The sequence below is a fragment of the Thermasporomyces composti genome (assembly GCF_003386795.1).
Taxonomy (GTDB): Bacteria; Actinomycetota; Actinomycetes; order Propionibacteriales; family Actinopolymorphaceae; genus Thermasporomyces; species Thermasporomyces composti.
The window spans coordinates 26,255-51,531 of the sequence record NZ_QTUC01000001.1 but is presented as its reverse complement, the minus strand read 5'-3'; the positions used below and the strand labels follow the sequence as shown (position 1 = coordinate 51,531).

At 70.4% G+C, this 25,277-nt stretch carries 21 protein-coding genes; 7 read left to right on the top strand and 14 right to left on the bottom strand.

Features of this window, described 5'->3' with window-relative positions:
- Position 1: 1 nt before the first annotated feature.
- Positions 2-214, bottom strand: a complete 213-nt coding sequence (locus DFJ64_RS00225; RefSeq protein WP_115848601.1) for a hypothetical protein — start codon at positions 212-214, stop codon at positions 2-4.
- A 255-nt stretch (positions 215-469) separates the two neighbouring features.
- Here DFJ64_RS00225 and DFJ64_RS00220 point away from each other — a divergent pair, with 255 nt between their 5' ends.
- The gene (locus DFJ64_RS00220; RefSeq protein ID WP_115848600.1) at positions 470-1,597 is read left to right on the top strand and encodes a beta propeller repeat protein; all 1,128 of its coding nucleotides are present in this window, start codon (positions 470-472) and stop codon (positions 1,595-1,597) included.
- A gap of 302 nt (positions 1,598-1,899) precedes the next feature.
- Here the strand turns inward: DFJ64_RS00220 and DFJ64_RS00210 are convergent, their stop codons facing one another.
- The 4 genes from DFJ64_RS00210 to DFJ64_RS00195 form a co-directional block, all read right to left on the bottom strand.
- Positions 1,900-2,805: an endonuclease/exonuclease/phosphatase family protein gene (locus tag DFJ64_RS00210; protein ID WP_245940859.1), complete on the bottom strand. Its 906-nt coding sequence runs from the start codon at positions 2,803-2,805 to the stop codon at positions 1,900-1,902.
- A 163-nt stretch (positions 2,806-2,968) separates the two neighbouring features.
- Positions 2,969-4,120: a tyrosine-type recombinase/integrase gene (locus DFJ64_RS00205; protein WP_115848599.1), complete on the bottom strand. Its 1,152-nt coding sequence runs from the start codon at positions 4,118-4,120 to the stop codon at positions 2,969-2,971.
- Between the two features lie 131 nt (positions 4,121-4,251).
- Positions 4,252-6,921, bottom strand: a complete 2,670-nt coding sequence (locus DFJ64_RS00200) for a polysaccharide lyase 8 family protein (RefSeq protein WP_115848598.1) — start codon at positions 6,919-6,921, stop codon at positions 4,252-4,254.
- A 199-nt stretch (positions 6,922-7,120) separates the two neighbouring features.
- Positions 7,121-7,606, bottom strand: coding sequence for a MarR family winged helix-turn-helix transcriptional regulator (locus DFJ64_RS00195; protein ID WP_115848597.1), 486 nt, complete (start codon positions 7,604-7,606; stop codon positions 7,121-7,123).
- Positions 7,607-7,752: 146 nt separating this feature from the next.
- On the opposite strand from DFJ64_RS00195, the gene DFJ64_RS00190 reads away from it, so the two are divergent.
- Together DFJ64_RS00190 and DFJ64_RS00185 are read left to right on the top strand one after the other, a co-directional pair.
- Positions 7,753-8,400 (top strand): nitroreductase family protein, encoded by a 648-nt coding sequence (locus DFJ64_RS00190; RefSeq protein ID WP_115848596.1) that lies wholly within the window; start codon positions 7,753-7,755, stop codon positions 8,398-8,400.
- Between the two features lie 438 nt (positions 8,401-8,838).
- Positions 8,839-10,020, top strand: coding sequence for a coiled-coil domain-containing protein (locus DFJ64_RS00185; protein ID WP_115848595.1), 1,182 nt, complete (start codon positions 8,839-8,841; stop codon positions 10,018-10,020).
- Between the two features lie 177 nt (positions 10,021-10,197).
- Here the strand turns inward: DFJ64_RS00185 and DFJ64_RS00180 are convergent, their stop codons facing one another.
- Positions 10,198-11,319: a hypothetical protein gene (locus DFJ64_RS00180; RefSeq protein WP_115848594.1), complete on the bottom strand. Its 1,122-nt coding sequence runs from the start codon at positions 11,317-11,319 to the stop codon at positions 10,198-10,200.
- A gap of 270 nt (positions 11,320-11,589) precedes the next feature.
- Positions 11,590-12,459: an aminoglycoside adenylyltransferase domain-containing protein gene (locus DFJ64_RS00175; protein WP_115848593.1), complete on the bottom strand. Its 870-nt coding sequence runs from the start codon at positions 12,457-12,459 to the stop codon at positions 11,590-11,592.
- A gap of 379 nt (positions 12,460-12,838) precedes the next feature.
- Here DFJ64_RS00175 and DFJ64_RS00165 point away from each other — a divergent pair, with 379 nt between their 5' ends.
- Positions 12,839-13,948: an NAD(P)/FAD-dependent oxidoreductase gene (locus DFJ64_RS00165; protein ID WP_115848592.1), complete on the top strand. Its 1,110-nt coding sequence runs from the start codon at positions 12,839-12,841 to the stop codon at positions 13,946-13,948.
- Positions 13,949-14,021: 73 nt separating this feature from the next.
- Here DFJ64_RS00165 and DFJ64_RS00160 read toward each other — a convergent pair whose 3' ends face one another.
- Positions 14,022-14,594, bottom strand: coding sequence for a P-loop nucleotide/nucleoside kinase family protein (locus DFJ64_RS00160; protein ID WP_245940858.1), 573 nt, complete (start codon positions 14,592-14,594; stop codon positions 14,022-14,024).
- A gap of 253 nt (positions 14,595-14,847) precedes the next feature.
- On the opposite strand from DFJ64_RS00160, the gene DFJ64_RS00155 reads away from it, so the two are divergent.
- A complete protein-coding gene (locus DFJ64_RS00155) occupies positions 14,848-16,281 on the top strand; it encodes an ArnT family glycosyltransferase (RefSeq protein ID WP_245940857.1) in 1,434 nt (477 codons plus the stop codon).
- Between the two features lie 209 nt (positions 16,282-16,490).
- A complete protein-coding gene (locus DFJ64_RS00150; RefSeq protein WP_115851689.1) occupies positions 16,491-17,408 on the top strand; it encodes a nucleoside hydrolase in 918 nt (305 codons plus the stop codon).
- 70 nt (positions 17,409-17,478) lie between these two features.
- Here DFJ64_RS00150 and DFJ64_RS00145 read toward each other — a convergent pair whose 3' ends face one another.
- From DFJ64_RS00145 to DFJ64_RS00135, 3 genes are all read right to left on the bottom strand, one after another.
- Positions 17,479-18,138, bottom strand: a complete 660-nt coding sequence (locus DFJ64_RS00145) for a DUF899 family protein (protein ID WP_115848589.1) — start codon at positions 18,136-18,138, stop codon at positions 17,479-17,481.
- Positions 18,139-18,505: 367 nt separating this feature from the next.
- On the bottom strand, positions 18,506-19,741 hold the full coding sequence (locus tag DFJ64_RS00140; protein WP_115848588.1) for a serine hydrolase domain-containing protein: 1,236 nt from the start codon (positions 19,739-19,741) through the stop codon (positions 18,506-18,508).
- 83 nt (positions 19,742-19,824) lie between these two features.
- Complete coding sequence (locus tag DFJ64_RS00135; protein ID WP_115848587.1) at positions 19,825-20,721, bottom strand: alpha/beta hydrolase; 897 nt, start codon at positions 20,719-20,721, stop codon at positions 19,825-19,827.
- Between the two features lie 94 nt (positions 20,722-20,815).
- Between DFJ64_RS00135 and DFJ64_RS00130 the strand changes: the two genes are divergently transcribed.
- Positions 20,816-21,850 carry a PucR family transcriptional regulator gene (locus DFJ64_RS00130; protein ID WP_115851688.1) on the top strand — a complete coding sequence of 345 codons (1,035 nt, stop codon included), beginning with the start codon at positions 20,816-20,818 and terminating at the stop codon, positions 21,848-21,850.
- A gap of 60 nt (positions 21,851-21,910) precedes the next feature.
- Here the strand turns inward: DFJ64_RS00130 and DFJ64_RS00125 are convergent, their stop codons facing one another.
- From DFJ64_RS00125 to DFJ64_RS00120, 3 genes are all read right to left on the bottom strand, one after another.
- The gene (locus DFJ64_RS00125; RefSeq protein ID WP_115848586.1) at positions 21,911-22,972 is read right to left on the bottom strand and encodes a tyrosine-type recombinase/integrase; all 1,062 of its coding nucleotides are present in this window, start codon (positions 22,970-22,972) and stop codon (positions 21,911-21,913) included.
- Positions 22,973-23,501: 529 nt separating this feature from the next.
- Positions 23,502-23,636 carry a hypothetical protein gene (locus tag DFJ64_RS20025; protein ID WP_281268472.1) on the bottom strand — a complete coding sequence of 45 codons (135 nt, stop codon included), beginning with the start codon at positions 23,634-23,636 and terminating at the stop codon, positions 23,502-23,504.
- A gap of 186 nt (positions 23,637-23,822) precedes the next feature.
- On the bottom strand, positions 23,823-25,265 hold the full coding sequence (locus DFJ64_RS00120) for an RsmB/NOP family class I SAM-dependent RNA methyltransferase (RefSeq protein ID WP_147304550.1): 1,443 nt from the start codon (positions 25,263-25,265) through the stop codon (positions 23,823-23,825).
- Positions 25,266-25,277 lie beyond the last annotated feature (12 nt).

Below are 25,277 nucleotides of genomic sequence, written 5' to 3'. Positions count from 1 at the left end.
GTCAGGCATTCGCTGGCCGCCCGCCAAGACGCAGCAGGTTGTCCACCATCCGGCTGAGGACCCGGATGGTCTCGGCGTAATCACGCTCGGTGATTCCGTCGACCGTGGCGGCTCGAACCGTCCTGACCTGATCAGCGACCCGGGCCCAGCCGGTCTCACCAGCGGCGGTGAGCGCGAGGCGGCCGTCCGTCTCCCGGCGGACGAGCGCGACCACGCATGCCGGCGAAGCTTCGCCGGGCGTCAGGTCGTTCCGCCTCGCGCGGTCTCCACGACGAGGACCCGAACAAGCCTTTGGGTGCTCCCATGTGGGGTGCGTGATGCGTGTGTGGTGTGGGAGCGGCGATACCGGTGCGCGCCTACGAGGAACGGATTCCATGGGGAAGATCTCACCGGCCGGTCGATGTTGCCGCTCCGCCATCTCCACTAGAGTTTGGTCCCTATTGCCGCCACGTTCACGGGGGACTCGACTGTGAAGCGCAAGGATCGGGGCGCCGTTGCGACGGGCGCCGCCAGAACCATCGGCCGCGGAGTCGCAGCAGTACTCGGAGCGTTCGCGTTCGTGGTCGCGATCGGGGTTCCGGCAGCCGGAGACTGGCTGCCCAAGCCGTCGCTGCACTGGACGCAGACCCCGACCGTCGACAAGCACGCGATGCTGAACGACGTCGCCGTGCACGAGGGTGTGGGCTGGGCGGTCGGCGTCGATGTCGACGAAGAGCGTCCACTCATCCTCCGGTGGGCGGATGGTCGTTGGACCGAGACGCCACAGCCGGTGAGCTCGAACGCGGTCCTGGAGAGCGTGGCGATCGCCGGACCCGACGACGTCTGGGCGGTCGGTGAGAACCGTGCCGACCCGTCGAGCTCGAAACCGCTCGTGCTGCACTGGGACGGGCGTCGCTGGCGGACCGTGGCCGGACCCCAGGTGCCGGCCGGCTCGTTCGGCGAGGTCGCGATCGGACCCGACGGCGCGGTCTGGGCAGGTGGCTGGGCCAATGTCGAGGGAACCGAGCACGCGGTCGTCTACCGGTACGTCGACGGCACCTGGCAGCCGCTGACGGCAGGTCTGGAACAGTCCATCAACGCCAACGCGCTGGCCATCCTCGCGGAGGACGACGCCTGGGTCGGGTTGAACGCCGGTCTGGCGCACTACGACGGCACCAGGTGGGAGCTCGTGGACGAGGTGCCCAGCGACGGCTCCCACATTCCAACGGCGTTGGCGGTCGCGGGACCGAAGGACATCTGGGTGGTGGGCGTGGAGCACAGCAGCTCGGGCGAGCTGCCGCTCGCGCTGCACTACGACGGTGTCTCCTGGACCCGGGTGTCGGTCGCGGGCTGGTCAGGGCAGTTGTACGACGTGGCGCTGCGAGGCGGGCGTCCGCTCGCGGTCGGCGAGCGCTTCATGCGCATGGGCGACGTCGTTGTGGCCAAGCCCCTCGTCCTCGAATACAACGGGTCGGTCTTCGTCGGTGCGCCGAGGCCGACCGAGACGGAGGGAACCTTGACCGCCGTCGACGTCAGTGGCGACCGCGTGTGGTCGGCCGGCCTCGTGATCTCGGACTCAGGGGACTTCGTGCCGTTCGTGGCCTACGCCACGTCATGACGCCGACGCAAGCGCGCGAGCGTCGGCGAGCCGTACGGCGCCGCGGGTCACCGCTGTCACCGTCGAGTCAGGGCCGTCGATGACCGTGACACCGAGCCTCGGCGGCGGTCTCGACGCCGGTGGGACAGGCGCCCGCCACCGCCACGGGGCTGTCGCGGTGTGGCGTCGAGGACAGCACGTAGCCGCTGTGCGTCCTCCAGGGTGGCGAACGGGTACGCGAAGGACAGGGTGTGAGTCAGTCGTTGGGCTCGGCTGTCGTGATCGCGGGGCGCACAGGGTGGGTCAGGTGCCCAGCGGAGCAGTCAGGCGAGCCGGACCAGCGCCTGGACCGGCCAGTGGTCGGACGGCGGGACCCCGCCGAGGGTCCACGTGTTGACGGCGGCTTTGACCACGGTGACGTCCTCGCTGGCGAGGATCCAGTCGATGCGCCGACCCCCTTCGACCGGGCTCGGATCCCAGCCGTTGTAGGTCGCGTACGACGCGGTGAGCCGCTCTCGGGCGGCGTCCCATGCGTCGATCAGCCCTTCGCTCAAGAGGATGCGATGGGCGGGACCCGCGGGGGAGCTGTTGAAGTCCCCCGTGATGACGACCGGAACGTCGAACGAGCGCACGATCCCCGCGATCATCGCCGCGGCGCGACGCCGAGCCCGCGCGGACTTGTGGTCGAGATGGGTGTTGAGGTGGACGAGCTGTCGCCCCGTGTGCCGGTCGACGAACCTCACCCACGTGAGCATGCGGGGAGACGAGCTGTCCCACATCCGCGAGCCCGCCAGCCGCGGGGTGGCGGACAGCCACAGGTGGTCATAGGCGAGCGCCCTCAGGCGGGTGCGGTCGTAGAAGATCGCCGTCGCCTCGCCCTCGCTGCCACCGCGACGGAAGAGGTGGATCCAGTCGTAGTGCTCCCCAAGGTCCTCCGCGACGTCCTGCAGCTGGGCGAAGGTACCTTCTTGCGTACCGAGGAGGGTCGGACGCTCCCCTCGAAGGAGCTCTCGGACCAATCGTCGCCGCTCCGTCCACGAACGCGGCGGCTCGTCGACCGGCAGTCGGAGGTTGAAGCTCATCACGTGCACCTCGCCACGCGTGGCGCGTCCGATGAGCGGGCCGCCGGCGGCGTACGCCGAGGGGGTCAACGTCGCCGTCGCCAGGGAGACCGCCCCTGCGGCCATGCCGGCGGTCAGCAGAGTCCGGCGGCGGATGTCCTTCGACACCAGAGCCTCCTCGAGCTACCCGAGCCTCCAGGAGGGAGTTGAGGTGAACCGGGACACGGGAGCGCCCCAGGGTAGCGACGCCGGCGGCACGTGGGCGGAGGGTTGACCAGGGTTGGTCGCGGAGCCCCACGACGACGCGCGGGCGCCGTGGTGGCGGGCGCTCTCACGTCCCCGGCGGCTCCTGAGCGCCGCCGTGCCGGTGGGCGGCGAGGATCTGGGCCAGGGTGTAGACGGAGGAGCTGTCGAGCTTGTGGCGGTGGGCGTCGTAGTGGTCGCGCGTGGTCCGGATGTCGGCGTGACCGAGCATGTCCTGGACCTTCTGCACCGGCACGCCGTGCGCCAGCAGCACGGTGCCGGCCGTCCTGCGTGCCGTGTGAGGAGAGATCGAACTCGCGGCGGGCAGGCCGGCCTGCGTCGCCAGCTGACGCAACGTCCGCCACACGTCCCGCTGCGTCAAGGGTTTGTCGCCCCTCCTGCGGGGATCATGGGGATGCGGCGACGTCGCCAGCAACGGGCCAGTGAGCTTCTCCCGTGGCACACCACGGTTGCGGGCGCGGATCTCGAGGTACCGGTGCAGGGGCGCCAACGCCGGAGGAGGCAGCGGCAGGAAGTCGTCCCGACCACCCTTGGCGCGGTAGCGCAGGATCGTGTGACCCGCGTCGTGGTCCAGGTCGCGCACGCTCGTTCCGGTGAGCCCACTCACCCGAAGCCCGGTGTAGAAGAGCAGGGCTACGAGCGCGGCGTCCCGCCAGGCCGCCTCCGTTCCCAGCCGTTCGGCGCGGCGTTCGGCGTGGTCGAGGAGGCGGGCGACGGAGCGTTCCTCCAGCGCCGGTCGGGGCGCCGACCGAGCGGCTTTGGGGCGCTTCACCGCGGCGACCGGGTTACGTTCGGCGGCGTCGTTGGACTCCAGGTACCGATACCAACTGGAGATCGCGGCCAGCACCCGCGCCACGGTGGAGGGCGCCGCCGGCCGCGGCCGGCCGTCTCGGCCTCTGACCGTCAAGGTGGTCTTGAAGGCGTCGACGTCCGCTCGACGTGCGGCGAGCGGATCCAGTCCGGTTCGGTCACACCAGCTCAACCACGCCGCCAGGTCAGCGTAGTAGGCCCGGCGCGTGTGCGGGGACTTGTCCGCCTCCAACCAAAGCGCGGTGAGGCGGCGAATCGTGTAGCGGTCGGTCGGGTCATCCGCGGGTAGCGCCGGCAGCAGGTTCACCGCCTCGATGAGCGCCTCGCGGACGTCCAGGGCGGGTACGGCCACGTCGACAGACCGGTCCTGCGTCGCGGCCAGCGGGACCAGCGCAGGGGAGGACGACATTCGGCTGCCTCCGGTCGAGGGATCCGACAGGATCAAGGCGACCCGCGGGCAGTATCGCAAAGCGTCTCGGACGCAGCCGCCGGTGTGGAGGTCCGGCGAGTTGCGGCCGCCGACGAGCTTGTGCGGGTCGCCTAGGCCGGCACCCGGGCGAACAGCCGCTGAGCGAGGTCGTCCAACGTCCGCACCGCGGACTCGGACACCCCTGGATGCGCCACCACGGTCCGCCGGAACGCCCGCACCAGCGGCCGTGCCGGCCGACCTCTGGTTGTCGCCTCCTCGACAGCGGTGAGCTGCCGGTCGAGCGAGCGGTACGCCCCGGTCGTCACCTGCCCGGTCGCGTGGAGCGCGTCCAGCCGGGCCCGGACCTCCGCGACGGTGAGTGGCACGTAGGTCAGCCGCACGGTCAGCGTCGCCCCCGCCGTTCCGGTGAAGTCGACGGAGACACGCACCGGGTCGAGGGACGTCACCGTGATGCCCGGGTCGGCGGAGATCACCGCCGTGCCGGTCACCGCGACACCCACCTCGAGGGTCGTCGCGAGGTGGGTCGGGTCCGCGAGAGCGATCGCCAGCTCGGTGTCGCCCTCCTCGACCACGACCGACACACCTCCGGTCGACGAGACGATCGACGCCTCTCCGGGCCCCCAGAGGTTCGCGCACAGGACGCCTGCCGCGAGAGCGCGAGCTGCCTGGACGGACGCGGTGTTCGCCACCACGGTGGTCCCGGGCTGGTCGCTGTAGCGCTGGGTCTCCTCCGCGCTCGCCGTCGGCAGCAGGACGTAGGCGTAGGTGTCGTCGGACGGATCCACGCCGTGGTCCAGCCAGGCGGTGAGGTAGTTCGCCGTGAGCTGGTCGTCCTTCGCCCAGACCGGGTGGTGGCTGATGTCGGACCACTTCCCGGTCCGCGCCTCACGCAACAGGTGCAGCCTCACCGGCTCGGGGAAGACGTATCCGCCGGTCTGCTCGATGTGCAGCCAGCGCGCGTTGTCCACGGTGGCCGACGATCCCAACGACGGCACCGGCTGCTGACCGTTGACCCGCACCACCTCGTCGCCTGGGTCGCTGAGCCGGCGGTTCTCGACGATGGTCTCGATCCGTAGCCCGTCGTGCGCGGTGATCCCCGCCCCGAGGGCGACCACCTCGTCGTCGAAGCACATCCACGACTTGCGGAGGGTCAGCGAGCCTCCGTGGACGGCGGTGTCCATCCCGCCGGCGGTGAACCTGCCGGCCAAGCAGGCGCCACCCGCCCAGGCGGTGGGGGCAGCCTGGTTGCCCCCTTCGCCGAGCTCGCGAGACCGCACGTCCACCGTCGTCCCTGGGATCCGGTAGGGGTCGATCGTCGGCCAGAACCCGTTCACCATCCGGCCGGAGTCGTAGGCGTAGAGGTAGGTCGCTCCGTCCGCGGTGAACCAGCCTTTGAGGTTCTCGTCGTTGATCGACTCGTAGCGGCCGATCCTGGTGGAGCTCATGGCGATGCCGAGCGCCCAGTCGGGGCGGCGGTGCACGATCCGGTCCTGGTAGTGGAACACCTTGCTGAGTACGAGCTCACCGCGAGGCCGTACCGACTCGTCGGCGGCGAGTCTTCGAGCCGCGAGCACGATCGGGATGTTGCGCCACGGCGTCGGGTCGTCGAAGGTGTCGCTCACCAGCCACTCCTTCAAGACCGACCGCAGCCAGGCCTCCTGGTCGGGTGGCGCGCTGGCGAGCAGGCCGAGCGCGGCCTGGAGGACGTAGTGGCCGTGGAAGTGCTCGCCTTCGTCGTAGCGGGAGATCGTGCGCCCGCTCACCATGTCCATCAGAGCGCCGCGCCAGATCACCGGGTCGTACGCGTCGCGGAGCCACGCGTACGCGACCGACACGTCGACTTGCCACGGCGAGTTGGCGACGATGGCCAGCACCGGCACGAGCGCGTCGAGGATCGAGGCGCCGTACGAGCCGGCGTACGGGTAGATCCCGTGCTGGATGAAGGACCCGTCCGGGTAGAAGCCGTCCCCGCGCGTGACGTACTGGAAGACCGGCGCGAGCCCGTCGACACCTGATTGGACGGCGTCGGCGTTGCCCGCGAGCGTGCCCCACCCGACGACGACGTTGGACGTCAAGACCCGGTTGGCGGCGGTTCCGAACGGCTCCGGGGTGTAGTGGGCGACCGCGCGGGTGTAGGCGTCCACCTGGTCGGCGGTCAGCCGGTCGTAGAGCAGGGCAACGCCGTCGTTGAAGACCTGGGGTCCGCTGATCTGCCACTCGTACCAGTTGCCGATGATCTCGCCGTCCTCGCGGTAGTAGTTGGCGACCATCCAGTCGTATCCGGCGACGACGTCGGCGAGCAGCTCCGCGTTGCCGAACAGTCCGGTTCCCCTCGTGGCCCAGGCCAGGGCCATCTGGCGCAGTCGGTGGAACGACACCGAGATGGCGAACGACAGGTTGACGTCCAGCTGCGCGTCCTCCCACAGGTAGGTCCGCCCGTCGGACCGGTCCATCGTCGACCAGAACTGCTCAGCTTCGGTGGTGAGGCGCGAGAGAAGGGCGGCGATGGCCGGGTCGGTCGGGTCGTAGTCCTCCTCCGCCACCCACAGGCGACGCCACTGGGCCCGCATCTGGGCGAACTGGTCGTCGGTCGTCCCGGCGGTCGCGGGACGAGCGGTGGGGAATGCCGTGCCGGCGGCGGCAACCGCACCGGCGAGCAGCAGCGCCCGGCGGGAGAGAGCGAGGGAGTGACCGGGCGGCTCGAACCGCCCGCTCGACTGATTCGGCTGGGACTGGGGTGAAGGGCTGGGCTGGAAGAGGTGGGGACCGGAGGAGGTCATCGCGAGTCCTTCACGTGCCGGCGCTGACGTGGTGAGCGTGCGCGGCGATGATCACGGCTGACCGCGCCTTCACCGTACTGTCGCGTGACTCACCCGAGTCGTCACGAACCGTGACCTGAGGCGGACACGGGTGGGCGCAGGACGCTGGACGAGCTCGCGTCTGGCGACGTGAGGTGGTGACGGCCGTGCCCGGACGTGTTCAGCGGGCCGGCGATGATGCCCCGCTGTCGCGGGTCGGATCGCGCAGGAGCTTGCCGAGGAGAGCGGAGAGCTGCTCGCGCTCGGCCACGGTGAGGTTGGCGAAGGCACGGGCGAGGAACTCCGGGATCGTCGCCTCGATGCGCGCGAGCGCCGCGCGGCCAGCGTCCGTGATGCTCACGGCGTAGGCACGGCGGTCCTTGGGGTTTCGTTCACGGCGTACGAGCCCGGAGCGCTCCAAGCCGTCGACGACGCCGACCATGACGCTGCGGTCGATGCGGAGCTCCTCGCTGAGGGCTTGCTGGGAGCACGGTCCGACGGCGGCGAGCATCTTCAGCACCAGGTGCTGTCCGACCCCGAGGCCTTGTGCGGCCGCGTGCTCGTCGGCTGCACGCGCGATGAGGGCCGATGCGCGGCACAGGGCGACGTCGGGCCGCTCGGCGGCGAGCCGCGCGAAGTAGCCGGTGCGGGTGGTGGTCGTCGTCATCTGTCCCTTCCTCGTTCGGCCCATCCTAGCCAGACCGTCTGAGCCGAGATGGTTTGACGACAGACGAATTGAATCGTATGCTCGCCAATCATTGGAGAGCAGATTATTTCCGGGACAAGCTTGACGGGCCGACGAAAGGCACACGCATGCGCCTGAACCTGACCGCCGACGAGGTGCTGTCGACCACCCGCGCGGTACGCAAACGCCTCGACCTGGACCGGCCTGTGCCCCGACAGCTGATCGAGGAATGCATCGACCTCGCCACCCAGGCTCCGACGGGGCGGAACCGCCAGCGCTGGCACTTCATCGTGGTCACCGATCCCGCGCAGCGCGAGGCGGTCGCCGACCTCTACCGCGTCGCGGTCTCACTCGGCGGCGGTCAACCGGTCAGCGAGCGCGACCTGCGGCGGATGTACGCCTATCCGGGCTCGATGCGCCGCATCGCCGACGGCTTCCGATATCTCTACGACAACATCCACCGGGTGCCCGTGTTCGTCATCCCGGCCGTGGAGGGGCGCACCGACCACGCCTCAGTTCACGAGCAGTCCATGACGTGGGGCTCGATCCTGCCCGCCGTGTGGAGCTTCATGCTCGCCGCCCGAGCTCGGGGACTCGGCACCGTGTGGACCACCGCCCAGGCGCCGGTGGAACGGGAGCTGGCGGAGGTCCTCGGCGTTCCATACGACGAGGTCATGCTCGCCGCGTTCATCCCTCTCGCGTACACCGTGGGTACGGACTTCCGCCCGGCCCGACGAATCCCTCGCGACCAGGTTCTGCACTGGAACCGCTGGTGACCAGTCAGCGGAACGCTCAACGCGTGGACGTCTCGACACCGCTCACGTCTCGGTGCTCACGTCTCGGTAGGGAGCGCCGGCCACACGAGCGCGCCATGTGACGAATCAGGCGGGTCTGGTGACGGCTCACCGACCGTCGTGATGGGTCGCTGACCGCCTCACCTTCAGGTCGCGCGGTCGTGGCCACCATGCCGCGGCCACGACCGCGCGCCAAGCCGTCTCAGGGGGCGCCGGCTCCGCGCCCGGACCGTCGCCCGTCCCGCGCCTCGCCGTCGCCGCACACCGGTACGCCGCGGCCGCTCACGTCTCCGTCGATCACCTACACCGTCATAACTGTGATTATCACGGGTAGTCGCTTGTGCTAGATTAAGCGTATCACGTTGCGAGTAATGGTTTTCGCGTAACGATGAAGCGAAAACAAATCCAGAGTCAGGTGGGATGGCAGGGCGTGAGATGAGCGAGAACGTCGCGGAGCGACCGGCGGAGGACGTGGAGAGGAGCGGCCCGGACGCCGGCGACGAGGCGGCGAACGACAGGAGCGACGACGAGACGAACGGGGGAGTCGCGCAGACCGCGGGCGGGGAAGGCGTGTGTGCCCTCGAGGGATGCGACAACCCCCTGCCGCCACGCGGCCTCACCGCGGACGGGCGACGCAAGGGCGGCCGACCGCCGGCGTACTGCTGCAAGGCGCACGCGGACGCGGCGTCCCGAGCGCGGCGGGCCGCGCAGACAGCGGCGATCGTCGACCCCCTCGTCGAGGTGGGGCGGATCGTCGAGCGCTTCGACCCGACGGCGCGCACCTTGGTGGAGGCGCTGCACGAGATCCAGCAGCGGCTCGCCCACGCGGAGGAGGGAGCGCTCGGCCGTGTGCGTGCCGCCGAGGAGGAAGCCGCGGCCGCTCGTCGGGAGGCCGCCTCAGCGGAGCGGGCGGCGGAGAAGGCCGACGAGGCCCGGGCGAAGGCCCTCGCCGCTGCGCGTGAGGACCGGGAGGCCCGGCAGCAGGCGGAACGACGGGCCGACCAAGCGGAGCGAGCCGCGGACGAGGTTCGTCGACGCTCCTGGGAGCTGGTCGCCGAGCACGAGCGAGCGCGCGGCGCCGCCGAGGCCGCGCAGGTCGCTGCCGAGCGCGCCCGCGATGAGCTGGCTGCCGAGCTGCGGGCCGCGCACTCCCAGCTCGCCGAGCTCCAGGGTGCCTACCGCGCCGCGCAGCGGGAGGTGGCTGACCGGGACGCGGCGCTCGCGCGTGCCGAGGCCGCACAGGCGACCTTGACCGGACAGCTCCAGGCAAGTGAGGCTCGACGAGCCCAGCTCGAACGCGACCGAGACGCGGTCCGCGACCACCTGCACAGCGTCCAAGGCGAGCTCACCGCGGTGCGGGCTGAGCTGGCTCGCGTCCAGGAGCAGGTCGCCAAGGCCCAAGAACGTGTGACCGAGGAGCACACCGCTCGACAGGTCGCCGAGGCGCGGGTCGAGGCGCTGGAGCGGGAGCTCGCCGCGCTCCGCCAGGAGCTTGCCGCCGCGCACGCGCGCTTCGACCGGCTCCTCGCCAACCGGCACACCCCGGGGGACGGTGCATCGGGGGAGAGTGCGCCGGGAGGAGGAACCGCCGAGCGTCGCTGAGACGTGACGACCGTCCGCCTCGTGTCGACAGCGATGACTGACCAGCCCCTCACCAGGCGTCCAGCGACGGAGCTGCTCCCCGTGGTGGGCGCTTCGCGGGTGTGGCGTTGCCTGAAGGCGTCCCTGGCGGGCACCTTCAGGCAACGTCCACGTGCTGGCGTCACGTGACGCCCATGGTCACTGCCGGGGGAGGGTGAAGGGTGACCGCGGGTCGTGGCCGAGGTCGTGGGTCCGGACGGAGGTGGCCCGCTCGCAGGCGCCGGCGACCGTGCAGCGGACGAGGGCCACCTTGGTGCCGTGCCACGCGTCGAAGAGCAGGCGACCGTTGGGCTCCCAGGCGACCTGCTGGGTCACCTCGACGTCGAGGACCATGCGGCGTCTGCCGGTGGCAGTGTCGACGATGATGAGCTCGCCCGGGCCGAGTCCGTCGGTGCGGGAGTCGACGGCGACGGCGTAGCGCCCGTCCGGGGAGAAGCTGATCGGATACAGCTCACAGCTCGACCACTGGTCCTCGTACTCGAGAAGACCCGTGAAGGCCACCGTCGTGGTGCAGGGACGCCCCTCCCCGTCGTACTGGCGGACGAAAGACGCCCACGCCGCGTGGTTGGCGTCCTCTTCCGAGACCGCCGTGACCTGAAGCTCCTGGAACAGGGTCGACCCGTCATCAGTCGTCGGCTGCCAAGCCTCGACTCGACCAGTCCCTCCCTCGGGGTTCAGGAGGAAGCCGAAGTCCTCGTTGACGTAGCCCATCGGCGTGTAGTCCGAGTCGGAGACGAGACTGAAGGTTCCGGGGTTGTCGACGGACCCGTCGCCGAGACCGCTGTAGAGAGAGACGACGTGCGACCCGTCCGGGCCCGTCTTGGAGGTGGTCCACACGAAGCGCTCTTTGTCACGGCTGGCCGCCGGAGCTGACACCGGGCCGCGGCCGAGCTCCTCGACCGAGCCGTTCCGGCGTACGAAGTCGAGCCGCCAGGTGTCGGCTGACTCGTCGAGCCGGCTGCGGACCGCGTAACCGCCGGTCAGCTCGACGAACGAGTCGGGTGCGGAGCCGAGCTGGACGCGGGCGTCGCCGTCCTGGAGGACCGCGCCGTCGGCCCACGGAATGGCTGGCGCCTCGCCCTGGCGGAGCCGCAGGATGTCGACGGTGCGGTACTGCTTGGGCAGGCCGACGTCCTCCGACTGGGCTGATCCGTCACCGGCGTGGACAGCTCGGGTGCCTTCGGCGCCCGGCTGGAGTGTGGTCGCCAGCGCGGCGGAACCTGAGAAGACCAGAGCCGCCGTCGCCACGCCGAGAGCCACGGCCCCAGCTCTCGGAAGGGCGACACGATCCCGTCTCCGTCGGTGAGTTCTCGGACAGGTCATCAACACCCCCTTGAGTCCCCGGTGCGGGCTGCCGTGCGGGAGCCCTCGCATGGATGACTGTCGAGCAGTCACGGACGTTGTTACCCGTCTTGGTGACGACTTGGTCGCAGTCCGCGTGACAGACGGCAGCCGGTCGATCTGACCGTTCGGAGTCCAGGCCGGGGATGGGGCGCACTCGTCGCGACCGTGTGCCTCGAGGCCTCGGCCTCAAACGGAAAGTCGGCACCGCACGTAGTCACGGAACGCCCGGAGCGCGTCGGCGTCCCAGGCGTGCCCGTCGGTGCGACGTTCGTCCGGTGTCACGGCACGGTCGGAGCGGTAACAGGCCAGGGCCTGCTCGATGAGCGGACGGTGCTCCGGCGGCACGTGCGTCAGCGCCCACGTGCCGCCTTCCTCCTTGCTGTACGCGGCCGCGGACGCCCGCTCCACGCCCACATCGAGGGTCAGAAGCATGCGGCACGCGTTGAGCACGCCGTAGAACGGGGACTCGAGCAGGTGGTCGCCGTCCAGCGCCCAGGCGACGTCGGACCTGATCGACTCCCAGTACGCCTCCAGAGGGACACAGCCGAAGACCTCGCGTGGTGGTGGCCCGTAGAGCGGCACGCCGCGTGCCCGCGCCACCGTCACATGGGCGGCGAGATCCTCGTCGGTGCGGTCGACCGTGTGATCGACCCGGCCGTCGACGATCGCGTCCCTCCACATGGAGGAGTAGTGCACCTCGAACCGGCTCGGGTGACGGAACGTCTGAGCGTGCTCGCTGGCCAGGACGGACACCTCGAGGTCGCCGACGATGGGACGACCGGCCGAGACGGCCGCCAGAGTACGAGCCACCCGGTCCCGATCCGGCGCGCTCAGCCGGCGGTCGACCACGACCAGGAGGTCCACGTCGCTCTTCGCTCGGTAGAAGCAGCCGGCCGCCAGCGAGCCGTGCACCGTCACCGCGGTGAGGCGGTCACCGAGCACGTTCGCCAGCTCTGTCACGGTCTTGTCGACGAAGGCTCGAAGATCGTCGTCGGCGGTGTGCCAGTGCTGGGCACGGCCACGTGGGTGCGGGACTCTCGACGCCCGGGTGAGCACGACGTGATGATGCACCGGCCAGTCTTTCGGCTGCCCTGAGGGTCCGGGTGGGCGTCGTCGGGCTCGGACGCCGGTCGCCAACCACGCTGTGGGCACCAGGATCGCCGGGCCCAGGACAACACTCGACGCGCCATCGAGACGTCGCTGACCCAACTCGGGCTGGCGACCTGGACCTGCATCTCCGCACCAGCCGTACGGCGACGTGAACCGACGGTGGCGCGCCATGGACGACCCGTACCGCCAGGGCCGGATCAGGGCCATTCGCGTCCACCGTCTACCCCACGAGCCTTCCAGATCGCTGTGACCTCGGCCATGACGCGGTGTCCAGGTCACGACTTAGCATCCGGTCGGGCTTGGGATCAGGCGGGAGGAGTCAGAGATGACACGTCTGATGGTCGTGGGCGGTGGCTACTCCGGGGTTGTCGCCGCCAAGCTCGCGGCGAAGTGGACCGACGCCACCGTGACCCTCATCAACGACAACGACCGGTTCGTGGAGCGCGTCCGTCTGCACCAGCTCGTCGCCGGCCAACAGCTGCGTGACCTGCCGCTTCGCGATCTGCTCGACGGCAGCGGGGTGGAGCTCGTCGTCGACCAGGTGAAAGCCATCGACCCTGAGGCCAAGAAGCTCCACCTGGCGCTGGAGAAGGAGCCGGTGAGCTACGACATCCTCGTCTACGCCGCGGGCAGCCTGGCCGACCTCGACAGCGTGCCGGGTGCAGCGGAGCATGCCTACTCCGTCGCCACGTACGACCAGGCGGTCCGGCTCCGTGACCACCTCGTCGACGCCCAGAGCGTCACCGTCGTCGGCGGTGGTCTGACCGGGATCGAGACCGCGGCGGAGCTGGCCGAGTCACGGCCCGACCTCAAGGTGCGGTTGGTGACGAACGGCGTCCTCGGCGAGACGCTGTCTCAGCGTGGCCAGCGGCACCTGCGGCGGGCGCTGTCTCGCCTCGGGGTCGACGTGCGAGAGAACGCACGCGTGACGGAGGTCCGAGCCGACGGTGTGGTGCTCGCCGACGATCATCACCTCCCGGCCGACACCGTCATCTGGACCGCTGGTTTTCGGGTCCCGACGTTGGCCCGTGACGCGGGTCTGGCGGTCGACCACCACGGTCGGATGGTCGTTGACGAGACGTTGCGTTCGGTCTCGCACCCCGACGTCTACGGGGTTGGTGACGCCGCGGCCATCCGGCGACCGGACGGTCAGGAGCTCCGCATGGCCTGCGCCACCGGGCTGCCCACCGCACAGCAGGCCATGCGTGCGTTGGCCGACCGGCTCGCCGGCCGGACACCACGCCCGGTGCGCTTCCGTTACGCGTTCCAGTGCATCAGCCTCGGGCGACGCGACGGGCTCATCCAGTTCGTCCGCCCTGACGACAGCCCGCGGGAGCTCGTGCTCACCGGTCGACTCGCCGCCCTCTACAAGGAGGCGATCGTGCGCGGCATCATCCTCGTCGAGCGGCGCCCGACCCTGCCGGCGGGCTGGTAGCGCGGGCGGACGTCGGTCCCCGCCGACCGGCGTTCGTCCGACCGAGAGCGAGTCCGACGACGCCGGCCTCGAGTCAGCGTGACGCCGCTGGGCGGGGGGAGGTCACGAACTCGACGATCTCGGCCAGCTCCGGGTCGTACCCGTCCGTCGTGTTGACGGTGATCGACGGGACGGGCAGCGACACCGGGACGAACGCCTCGTGGCTCGCCTTGACCTGCTCGAAGCCACCACGCAGGGAGTCGTGGTCGGCGTGCGCGGCCCGGCGCGGATCCTCCTCGAGGCGGCGGACGCGTCGGGCGTAGGCCACGGACGCGTCGACGACGCAGTGGACGATGCGGATGTCGGCCAGGTCGGCCAGCGGCTCCAGGCGCGGCCGCCACACCTTGTCCTGGAACGCGGCCTCCGCGACCACCGTCGTCCCCGCGCGGAGCAGCAGCTCGAGCACGTCGAAGAACGTGGCCGTGGTCCGCTTGGTGAGCTCATCGCCTGGGCCTGGGACGAATCCGGGGTGGGCGTGAACCATGCCTTCCTTGATCTCGTCCCGGCAGATCGCTGGACATCCGATGGCTCGGGCCAGCTCGTGTGCGAGCACGGTCTTGCCGGCCCCGGGCGGGCCGCTGACCACGATGAGCGTCGGAGAAGGCACAGCACATGGTAAGCGGACACCGAGGGGCGGTGGCGCGGCGATCCGAAAAGGGATGTCCCTCTCCTCGAACCTCTGTATAGTCAGGCGACTCGTCCCACCGATGGCCAGAGGACGTCCCATGGACCGTGCCAGCGCGGACGCTGCTTTCGAAGGCCCGCTTGCGTCTGGCACGCGTGTGCCGGAGAGTCGGTCACGAAACGCCGAGGGACAGGCGAACAGGCTGGCACCCTTCGCGACGGGACCGGTCGCGCTGGTGGCGGTCGTCCTCGCGGGTGTCCTGACCGCGGTCTCCGGTCGCTACGGGTTCCACCGCGACGAGCTCTACTTCCTGGCCGCGAGCCGCCACCTGGCGTGGGGGTACGTGGACCAACCACCGCTGACGCCGTTCCTCACCGGGGTTGCGGCGGCTCTGTTCGGCGACACGCCGGCCGGCCTGCGGGTGGTGGCGACACTCGCCTCCGTCGTCACGGTGGTCGTCGTCGTGCTGGTGGCGCGCGAGCTCGGCGCCGGCCGCTGGGGGCAGGCGATCGCCGCCTGGTGCACGGCGGTAGCGGGGTTCGTCCTCGGCCTGGGGCACATGGTGTCCACCGCGACCTTCGACCTGCTGGCCTGGGTGACGATCTGCTGGCTCCTGCTCCGCCTCCTGCGCACCGGTGATGGCCGCTGGTGGGTGCCGATCGGCGTCGCCGTGGGAGTCAGCCTCCTCAACAAGTTCCTCGTCGCTCTGTTGCTCGTGGCGGTGCTCGTGGCGCTGCTGGTGACGGAGCAGCGACGGGTGCTGCGCAGTGGCTGGCTGGCCGTTGGTGTCGTCGTGGGCGTGGCGGTGGCTGGACCGACCCTGTGGTGGCAGGCCACCCACGACTGGCCCCAGCTCCGTGTCGCAGGCGGGATCAGCTCCGACGACGGCGCGGAGAACCGCCTCCTGTTCGTCCCCATGCAGATCCTGCAGCTTTCGCCGCTGCTCGCACCGGTCTGGGTCGCCGGCTTCGTCCGGCTGTGGCGCGACCCAGCGATGCGCTGGGCCCGGCCGATCGCGTGGGCGTATCCGGTACTCGCCGTCCTGGTGCTGCTCGTTGGTGGCAAGCCCTACTACGCGCTGCCGCTGCTCATCGTCATCATGGCGGCCGGTGGTGAGACCGTCGCCGCCTGGACGCGGCGGGGACGTCGCGCGTTCCTGCTCGGTGCGGGCCTCGCAGCGGCGGCCGTCACGTCGGCCGTGGTGGCCCTGCCGGTGCTTCCGCCTGCCGATGTCTCCGTGGTCAACCCCATCAACAAGGAGCAGGGGGAGCAGATCGGCTGGCCACGACTCGTCGCCGCGGTCGCGCGTGGATGGGCCGAGATTCCCGCGCAGGACCGACGGCGAGCGGTGGTGTTCACCCAGAACTACGGACAGGCGGGCGCCATCGACCATTACGGCCCCGACCATGGCCTGCCGGCGGCGTACTCCGGTCACATGAGCTACGCCGACTGGGGGCCACCGCCGGACTCCGCCGACGGACCGGTGCTCCTGGTGCGGCAAGCGGGCGGCCGAGGCGCGGAGCGGTTCTTCACCGGCTGCCGGGAGGTCGCCCGAGTCGACAACGGTGTGGGGGTCGACAACGAGGAGCAGGGCAGTGTGGTCGCGCTGTGCTCGGGGACGGTCGAACCGTGGTCGACACTCTGGCCACGGTTGCGCCACTTCTACTGAGGTGCACCGGGCGTCCACCTCACCAGAGCATCCACGCGACCACGGTCCGCCCCTGGGTCAGCCAGGGTCGACGACGTCGAGCACGGAGTGACCCGCGCGGTCGTGCGTCGCGGCCGGTATCCGCCAGCCGTCTCCCTTGACCCCCTGAGCACGTCCCCTTAGCGTCCGGGTGTCCGCGTCGTCACGTGGCCGAAGAGCGGAGGGCTGTCGTGCCGTCCTACTCGAGCCGCCGTCTGGCCTTGCGGCGCAGGGTCATCATCGACACCGACGCCAAGAATGAAGCGGATGACCAGTTCGCGATCGTGCACGCCCTGCTGTCGCCGAGCTTCGACCTGCGAGGCATCATCCCCGCGCACTTCGGCTTCCGGCCCGGGCGCAGCGAGCGCAGCATGCTCGACAGCCGCGAGGAGGTCGACCTGATCCTGCGGCTGATGGACCTCACCGACCAGGTGCGAGTGGAGAACGGCGCGCCCTACGCATTGCCCGATCACAAGACTCCTGTGCCTTCTCCGGGCGCGGAGCTCATCATCGAGGAGGCGATGCGATCGGACGACGATCCGCTGTTCGTGGCATTCTTCGGTCCGCTCACCGACATGGCGTCCGCGTTGCTCATGGAACCGCGGATCGCCGAGAAGGACGTGACGGTGGTGTGGATCGGTGGGCCGCCCTACGACGGACCACCGGCCTACCACCCGGAGTTCAACCTGTCCAACGACATCCGCGCCGCGAGTGTCGTCTTCGGCTCGCAGATCAAGCTCTGGCAGATCCCGATGTCGACGTACGTCATGACGGCGGTGAGCTACGCCGAGCTCGACGCGAAGGTCGCGCCGTGCGGGAAGATCGGCGAGTACCTGGTGCGGCAGCTCGTGGAGTTCAACGAGACGTGGGCCGGGCGGCCGATGGAGTACCGCTGCCTCGGCGACTCACCTGCGGTCGGCGTCATGCTCAACCCCCAATGCGGGCGGTACGTCGAGCGACCGGCGCCCGGATTCACCGCCGAGGGCGAGTACGACTTCAGCGTGACCCATCGGCCCATTCGCGTCTACGAGTCGATCGACTCCCGCTTCCTCTTCGAGGACTTCTTCGCCAAGCTCCGGCTGTTCACCAAGGAAAGCGGGACACTCTGACCGGGCCGACGGAACGGGTCAATGCAGTCTTCCTCAGGGGCGGGTGTCCTCAACGCGGCGCGGGAGGCACTCAGTGGCCTCGACCGCCGCGGGTCAGGTCCAGGATCTGCCAGACCAGGCTGAGCAAGTCCGTGCCGCGTCCCTCGACCCCGCCGGAGATCTGGGGATGGACGGTGTAGAAGTGGCGCACCAATCCGTCGTCGTCGCGGTAGAACACGGACACCGCGGAGTCCTGTATGCCGTCGGCGTCCTCGCTGCCGAGGTCACGCTTGAAGGTGCTCCGCCGGGCGCTGAGCAGACGCACGTTCGTCCAGTTCCGACGCCGGGCCTGAGCGCGAAGCACCGGAAGGTCGGCCGTGGCGACGATCGCGACATCGACGGTTTGCGCGAGATGGGGAGCCACGCCGTTGATCCCGTCGACCCACATCGTGCACGTCGGACAGGGCTCGGTCTGCCATGTGCCATCCATGAGGTGGTAGATCACGAGGTCGCGTCCAGGACCGGTGAAGAGCTCGCTCAGCCGGACGGTCGTCACCGGCTCGTCGCCGGCCGACAGGTCCGTGGGTCCTTCCTCGAACACGTAGTCCTCGACCCTCGGGCCGGGCGGCAGACGGCGACGGAGCTCGGCGACGCGTTCGCGGTGGAGCATCAGCTCGACCTCGGCTCGCCGTAGCTCTTCGCGAGCGTCTCGGTATTCGGCCGACTCCCGGGCGGGATCGGGCTCACGCATGGAGGCCTCTCAACGATCGGTGTAGGGCTGTCGCCATCCTCGAGCCCACATGCACAGAGAGCCGGCCGGCAACACCTCCATCCTCGCTGGTCGAGTGCCCGCTGCCAGGGGTCTGACGACACCTACCGGCCGGGCATCGACTCGGGCTGGCACGACCTTGCTTGCAGCTCACCGTCGACTCGTGAGCGACTCCGGAAAGGCCGGTCGGGGGTGGTTGGTCGATCGAGTCTCAGGCCGGTCAGCGACGCAGGGCACTCCGCAGGGGGAGGGAGCGCTACGCCGCAACCAGTCGAATCCGGACGGTCGTAGCGCCCCCACCCCGTCCTGCCCCGGCTCGGAGCGTTGGGGGAGTGAGCACGGCTCGTGCTCACCCGGCCTGTCTGCTTGCGTCCCCGCACATCGCCTGCTGCTGGAAGGTCGCCAGGGCCTCGTCGATGGGATGGGCCTGCGGGACGCCCGAGGCATCAGGACGGTTCCATCGCACGAGGTTCATCGCGACCGACAGCTGCCGCCCGCCGTCGTCCCGTGTCCAGGACACGGTGAGAGCGCCCCACACGGAGCCGTCATGGCCCCAGAAGGTGCCGCAGTCCGTTGTGACCCTTCTCAGGCCGAGACCGTACTCGATCAGCTCACCTTCCTGACTGATGACCGGGACCGTGCGCGTCATCTCCGCCAGCGACGACCGGCTGACGATCTCGCCGGCGAGCAACTGAGCGTAGAAGCGGTTGAGGTCTTCCATGGTCGAGACCAGCCCGGCCCCCACCGTGACCCAGGACATGTTGTAGACGCTGTAGTCGCGCGGCGGGTCGATCAGACCGAAGAACGCCTCGTACATCCGCGAATGCGGCCCCTTGATCCGCGGCCTGGTCGGGAACTCGGTGTGCCGGAGCCCGGCCCGTTCGATGACGTTCGTGGTGATGTACTCCTCGGCCGTGGTGCCGGTGACCTTCTCCAGGAGTAGGCCGAGGATCAGGTAGTTGGTGTTGGAGTACACCCCCGGTGTGCTGCCCGGCTCGCCGGCGGGCGCCGAGAGGCCCATCCTGACCAGCTCGGTTGGGTCGAACTGCCGGAACCGGTTGTCGTCCAGGCTGGCCGGTGACATGTCCGGTAGGGACGGCCACGCGGCGAGTGAGGGGAACGCAGAGGGAAGGTACTCGGGGATGCCGCTGGTGTGATTGAGCAGCATCCGGATGGTGATCTTCTGGCCGCGCTCCCCGGGGACGAGGTGTGGCAGGTAGCGGCCGATCGGCGCGTCAAGCTCGATCCGGCCCTTCTCGACCTGCTGCATGATCGCGGCGGCGGTGAAGGTCTTGGTGATGCTGCCGACGCGTTGCCGCATGTCGGGCCGGACGGGCCGGCCGGTGCTGAGGTCCGCGATCCCGGAGGCACCGCGCCACACCCGGCCGGCACCACGTACTTCGGCGTAGATGCCTGGCATCCCCGCACGGTGCACACCGTCGAGGGCGGACGCCAGCGTCGCCGGGTCGAGGCTGGACGACGGACTCGCGCCGCGAGCCGGCGCGGCCTCCGCGGAGTCGGGCGTCGGGACCGCGCCCGCCACGCCGGCACCGATACTCAGCGTGGCGACGCCCGCACATGCCATCCGTCGAATCCTCACGAAATCGGTCCTTTCTCTGATCAGGTGGCTATGACGGAGCCGTTCTCCGTCCACGGGCCCTCGTGTCTTCACGCCGCGAGGGCCCGACGCAGCACCGCGCCGAGCTCGGCGATCTGCCGCTGGGACACCTCGGCCGACACGATCGCTTGCGACCCGTGGAAGGTGCCGGGCCACTGGTGCAGCTCGACCGACACGCCCGCCTGGAGCAGGCGAAGCGCGTACTGGATGTCCTCGTCGCGGTTCGGACAGAACTCCGCGGTCGCGATGTACGCAGGCGGCAGGCCGGACAGGTCGACGGCCCGGGCCGGGGCGGCATACGCCGACGCGGGCGCGGAGCCCAGGTAGTGGCGCCACGCCACGGCGATCCTGTCGCGGGTCATCCACGGCGTGTCGGTGAAGTGTCGCGCCGACCAGGTCGTCTGTCGGTCGTCAAGTGCGGGCTGGTTGAGCAGCTGGAAGCGGATCGGTGGGCCCTGTTCGTCACGCGCCCGCAACGCCACGCCAGCCGCTAGTCCTCCACCGGCGCTGTGGCCTCCGACCGCGATCCGGTCCGGGTCGATGCCGAGGTCAGCGGCATGCTCGAACACCCACGTCAAGGCGGCGTAGGCATCGTCCAGAGCGGCCGGGAACGGGTTCTCGGGTGCCAGCCGGTACCCCACCGAGATCACCACCGCGCCGGAGCCGTCGGCGAGCCGGGCCGCCCACGGATGCTCGGAGTCGAGGTCGCCCATGACCCAGCCGCCGCCGTGCAGCCACACGACCGCGCCCTGGGCGAGCCGTGGGCGATAGATCCGCACTGGCACGTTTGGGTCGGCGGGCACCGTGCGGTCTTCGACCTCCATACCCGAGATGTCCAGCGCTGGAGCGGAGGCCGACAGCGCCGCGGCCGTCGCGCGAGCGGCGACCGGGTCCGTCAGGTCCAGCTCGGGAAAGAAGGGGATGAAGGCTTCGAGCTCGGGGTCCATGTCGACATCCTCGCCGTCGACCGCCCCGGGATCAGCCGCCGGCCGTCGGATGCTCGAGGCGGATCTCGCGCCAAGCGTCGCCTATCCTCCTCGCATGGAGGCCCTGGCCCGACGGCTGTCGCAGCTGGACTCGCACGTCGAGGGTGCGGTCCGCATCGTCATGTTCTACGACACGATGATGCGCCGACGGGTGGATCTCCCGGCGCTCGCGAGGGCCTCCGCGGGGTTGGCCGCGTGCGTGGCTGGGATTCGCCTCCACAGCTCGGAGCGCGCGATCCGCATGGCACCCGACGGTCGACCGGCGGCCTCGCCGCCGGCGCCGGCGTCCCTCACGACACCGATCACGCTCGACGACGAGGAGATCGGCACGGTGTGGCTGGAACGCCCTGGCGCACCGAACCCGCTCGACGAGGTGATGCTGGACCGGCTCGCCATCGCCGTCGCGGCGGTCGTCGAGAGGTACGGTCCGGCCCGCACCTCCATGGCCGACCCCGCCCTGGTCGAGCTCGTCATCAGCGCCGACAGCGACGAGGCGGCACGAGCCCGGGCGCTACGGCTCCTGGGTTTCCCCGCCGACCTGCCCGTCCGCGTCCTCGCCGTACGATCGCGGCTTCCGCTCAGCCAGGTGGCCGGCGCGGTGTGCCCGGCCCGGCCGGTGAAGGTGGCGACGTTCGCCGGTGTGGGCGTCATCCTCGCGACGACCGTTGACCGGACCCGTTTCCCGGCCGGGGTGCGCGCCGGCATCGGCGCCGCCGACAGCCCTGACCGATCGTGGCGGGAAGCGCGTACCGCTCTCCGTTTCGCCACGTCGCGCCAGCCGGTCGTGCACTACGACGACCTGGGTGCGCTCGCGCTGCTCGCCCAGGTTCCGCCGGACGCCGTCCGAGGCAACGCCGACGTGGCCGCGGTCACACGGGTCGCCGAGAGCGCCGAGGATCTCGAGACCCTGGAGGCCTACTGCGAGACCGGGTCCCTGCGGCGCGCCGCTGAGCTTCTCCACCTGCACCACAGCAGTGTTTCTCGACGGCTCGACCGGCTCGGGAAGGCCTTCGATGTCGACCTCACCGAGGCCACTGGACTCACCCGGGCGCGACTCGCTCTCACCGCGTGGCGGCTGCTCGACGGCTGAGGAGCGAACCACCTCAGGCCAACCTCGTGCCCCGTACTCCTGGTGGACCACCGGACCGTGCTAGTCACCGGCGAGGGGGGAGCGAGCGATGGCTTCGACGGCCGCGCTCATGGAGTCGTCCATGTAGACGGAGGTGGTGGAGAGGTTGGAGTGTCCCGCGATCTGCGCGACGGTGGCGATGTCGACGCCGGCCCTGGCCAGGATGGTCAGCGCGGTATGGCGGAGCGAGTGAGGTGTGGCCCGGCGGCCGAGGAACTGGCGGGTGTAGCGCTCCACCATGCGTTGGACGTCGCGCGGGGAGAGCCGTCGGCCACGGATGGTGACGAACAATGCGTTCGCGGCGTCTTGCACCTTGATGCGCTCGGCACGGTCGTCCGTTCTCGGTGTAGGGGGAGGAGGTCGCTCCTCGGCCAAGTAGCGCTCGATCGCCGTGAGCGTGGCCTTCGAGAGAGGCAGGTCGCGGCTCTTGCCCCCCTTGCCGCGCACGTGCAGGACCGGCGTGCCGGTCTCCTCGTGTACACGGACGTCGCTGCGGTTGGCGCCACACACCTCCGACACCCGAGGTCCGGACTCCACGAGCAGGCGCAGGATCGCCTCGTCCCGCAAGGTCAACCGCTGGTCGGCCCGAAGCGCCTCGCGTGGGAGGCTCGCCGGCGAGGAGCGGAGCGTGAGCGCCTCGTCGAGCTGGAGTCCGATCCGCGCGCCCGCCGCTCGCTTGGGGACACGGGGCGGGCTGACCCTGGTCGTCGGGTCGACCTGGACGTACCCCTTGTCGGTGGCCCAGCGGAACAGCCCGCGAACGGCGGCGAACCAGCGAGCCAGTGAGTGTGGGCCGCGACCAGGGGGAGTGGAGCCGTCCTCGGCGATCTTGAGGCCCTTGGTGTAGCGGCGGTCCGGAGACTTGGCGAGGGTGGTCAGCGCGACTTCCAGGTCGTCCGGCTCGATCTCGTCGAGGGCCTTGTCCGGGCCGAGGAGAGTGGTGAACTCGGTGAGGTCGCGTCGGTAGGCGAGTAGGGTGGTGGGGCTGAGCTGGGCTCGGGCCACGCGACGCTCGAGGATCTCCAGGTACTCCAGTGTCGCGGCCTCGACGGTCACCTCCGACGATGATCTTGGTCGCGCCATGGCGCGGAACCATACCACGTCGTGGATTGCCTATTACACGACATGGATCATCGGTTCGCCGAGACCGCTCGCCTCGCCGGGGACGAGTCGGCAGCCCAGCGACACCGTGCGACGGCGGCGGGTGCTGTGCTCGATGTGCTCGACGGCACGCACCTCGACACGGCCGCCTCGCAGCCAGGCGCCGGGCTTCCAGCCCGCCGAGGCACCAACGTTCGATCTCCGCGCGGCTCGCATGCTGTCTTAGCTCACGGTGCCGTCTGCGCTCACGGGCGTGTCTCACCAGCGACTCGTGTGGGCGTCACGACGTGCCGACCCATGCACACACGACAGGTGTGGGCGGCGGTGGCGACGTGCGCCAGCCGTTCGCGGGGATCGGCGCCGCGAGAGCGACGACCGCGCGCGGGCCGGCTGGGAGAGCGGGATGAGGCCTCCGTTCGGAGGCCTCCCCGGAGGCTAGTTGACATAATGTCGATTATCGGCGCTTTATCGAGGGGGCTAGAACTGCCGGATCGTCCCGTCGATGTCAGCATCACGCGGAGACCACCTGCGTCCAGCTCACCGACGTTCGGGCCGTCCGCCAGGACGACCACCCGTACGCCGCGGCCAGCATTCGTGTCGCCGCCGGCACGTCGTCCACTTGCAGGTCGATCGCCCGCACTGCCATCACATGAGCCCCTTCGTGTGACGTGCGGCCGATGCTAGAGCACCCGCCCAGCGCGACGAGGCGTTCGCACGGACCTCCCGCGCAGCTCGTTCCCGGAGGCCCGGAACGCCCACCACGCGTCGAGGCGCAAGCGCTTCTTGACGGTCTTGCCCTCAGGGCCTCTGGACGAACACCCGTGGACGCGAGTCACCGCTCGTCGAGGGTCGCGGCTCGACGAGCCTTCGGCGCCCGATCCGGCTGGCTGCGCAACGCCTGAGGCAGGAAGTTCTTCAGCTGGTTCCCGCGCCTGCGGGCCCAACCGACGCCCCAGCCGTACGCGCAGACCAGAACCCACCCATCCGGACCGGTGTCGGGGATCTCGGCTCCGCTGACGTAGGCGTGCCACCGCGGGTCGTCCGGTGTCCAGTCACGCGCCTCGACGACCCGATCCGCGTCGAGGTAGCCGGCCAGCGCCTGCGCGGGCTCGAACCTGCCGGGTCGGGCCCGACCGAGCGGAAGGCCCGGCCGGGTGAGCACATCGTCAGGCAGACCAGAGGGTGTGGCAGGCCGCGCGAACACACGGTCACCGCGAACGACGATCGGCAGGTCGACGAGCTCGGGAACCGTCGCCTTCGCGAACGCGCGCCAGGACGCGGCGGCCGGCTCCGGCTTTGGCTGGCGGGCCCGCCGACGCCGCTCTCGTCCGGCCGCCTCTGCGGCAGGCTCGGGCGTGGCGTCCCGCCGCAGCAGCGCGACGAAGTGGCCTTCGCCGGCCAGTCGATGCGGCCAGAGCCGGGCGGTTCGGTCGGTCGGCGCATCCCCCACGCGTCGTCCCCTGGCGAATCCCTGCGTGCAGTCCTCGATCGTCCACCCGGGGTGGTCAGCGACGAACGCGGCGATCCGCTCCTCGTTCTCCTCCACGGCGAAGGTGCAGGTGCTGTAGACGAGCACGCCACCGGGAGCCACGAGCTTGCCAGCCTCGGCGAGCAGTCTCGCCTGGCGGCGCGCCGAGCCGTGCACGGCGGCGACGCTCCAGTGCCGGATCGCCTCCGGGTCGCGGCGGAACATGCCCTCACCCGTGCACGGCGCGTCGAGCAGCACCCCGTCGAAGCTCGCCGGCGCGAGCCGAGCTAGGTCGGCGATCGGCCGGCTGCACGTCACGACGTTGGCAGCGCCCCAGCGGTCGAGGTTCTGGTGCAGCGCCCCGAGCCGGCTCCGTTCGACCTCGTTCGCCACCACGACGCCGTCGGGGCCGACCAGCTCGGTGAGCCGGGTGGTCTTGCCGCCCGGCGCCGCCGCCAGGTCGATCACCGCCGCCCCGGGTCCCCTCTCCGCGAGGCCACGCGCCAGGATCTCCGCCGGGCTCATCGCCGACGGCTCCTGCAGGTAGAACAGACCAGCCCGGTGGGCCGGGTGATCGCCCAGCCGGAGAGGCGTCCCACCAGGCAGCCGGAACCCGGTCTCGCACCACGGTACGGGTTCGAGCGGAACGCCGAGGACGGCGTCGAGCTGGTCGGCCGAGACCTTGCGGGCGTTGCGGCGAAGACCACGGACGTGTGGCTGGCTGGCGGCGGCCACGAAGTCGGGCAGCTCGTCCCCGAGGACGTCTCGCAGCCGAGCCACGAACTCGTCCGGCAGCCTGTGGGTCACCCGCGTACTCCT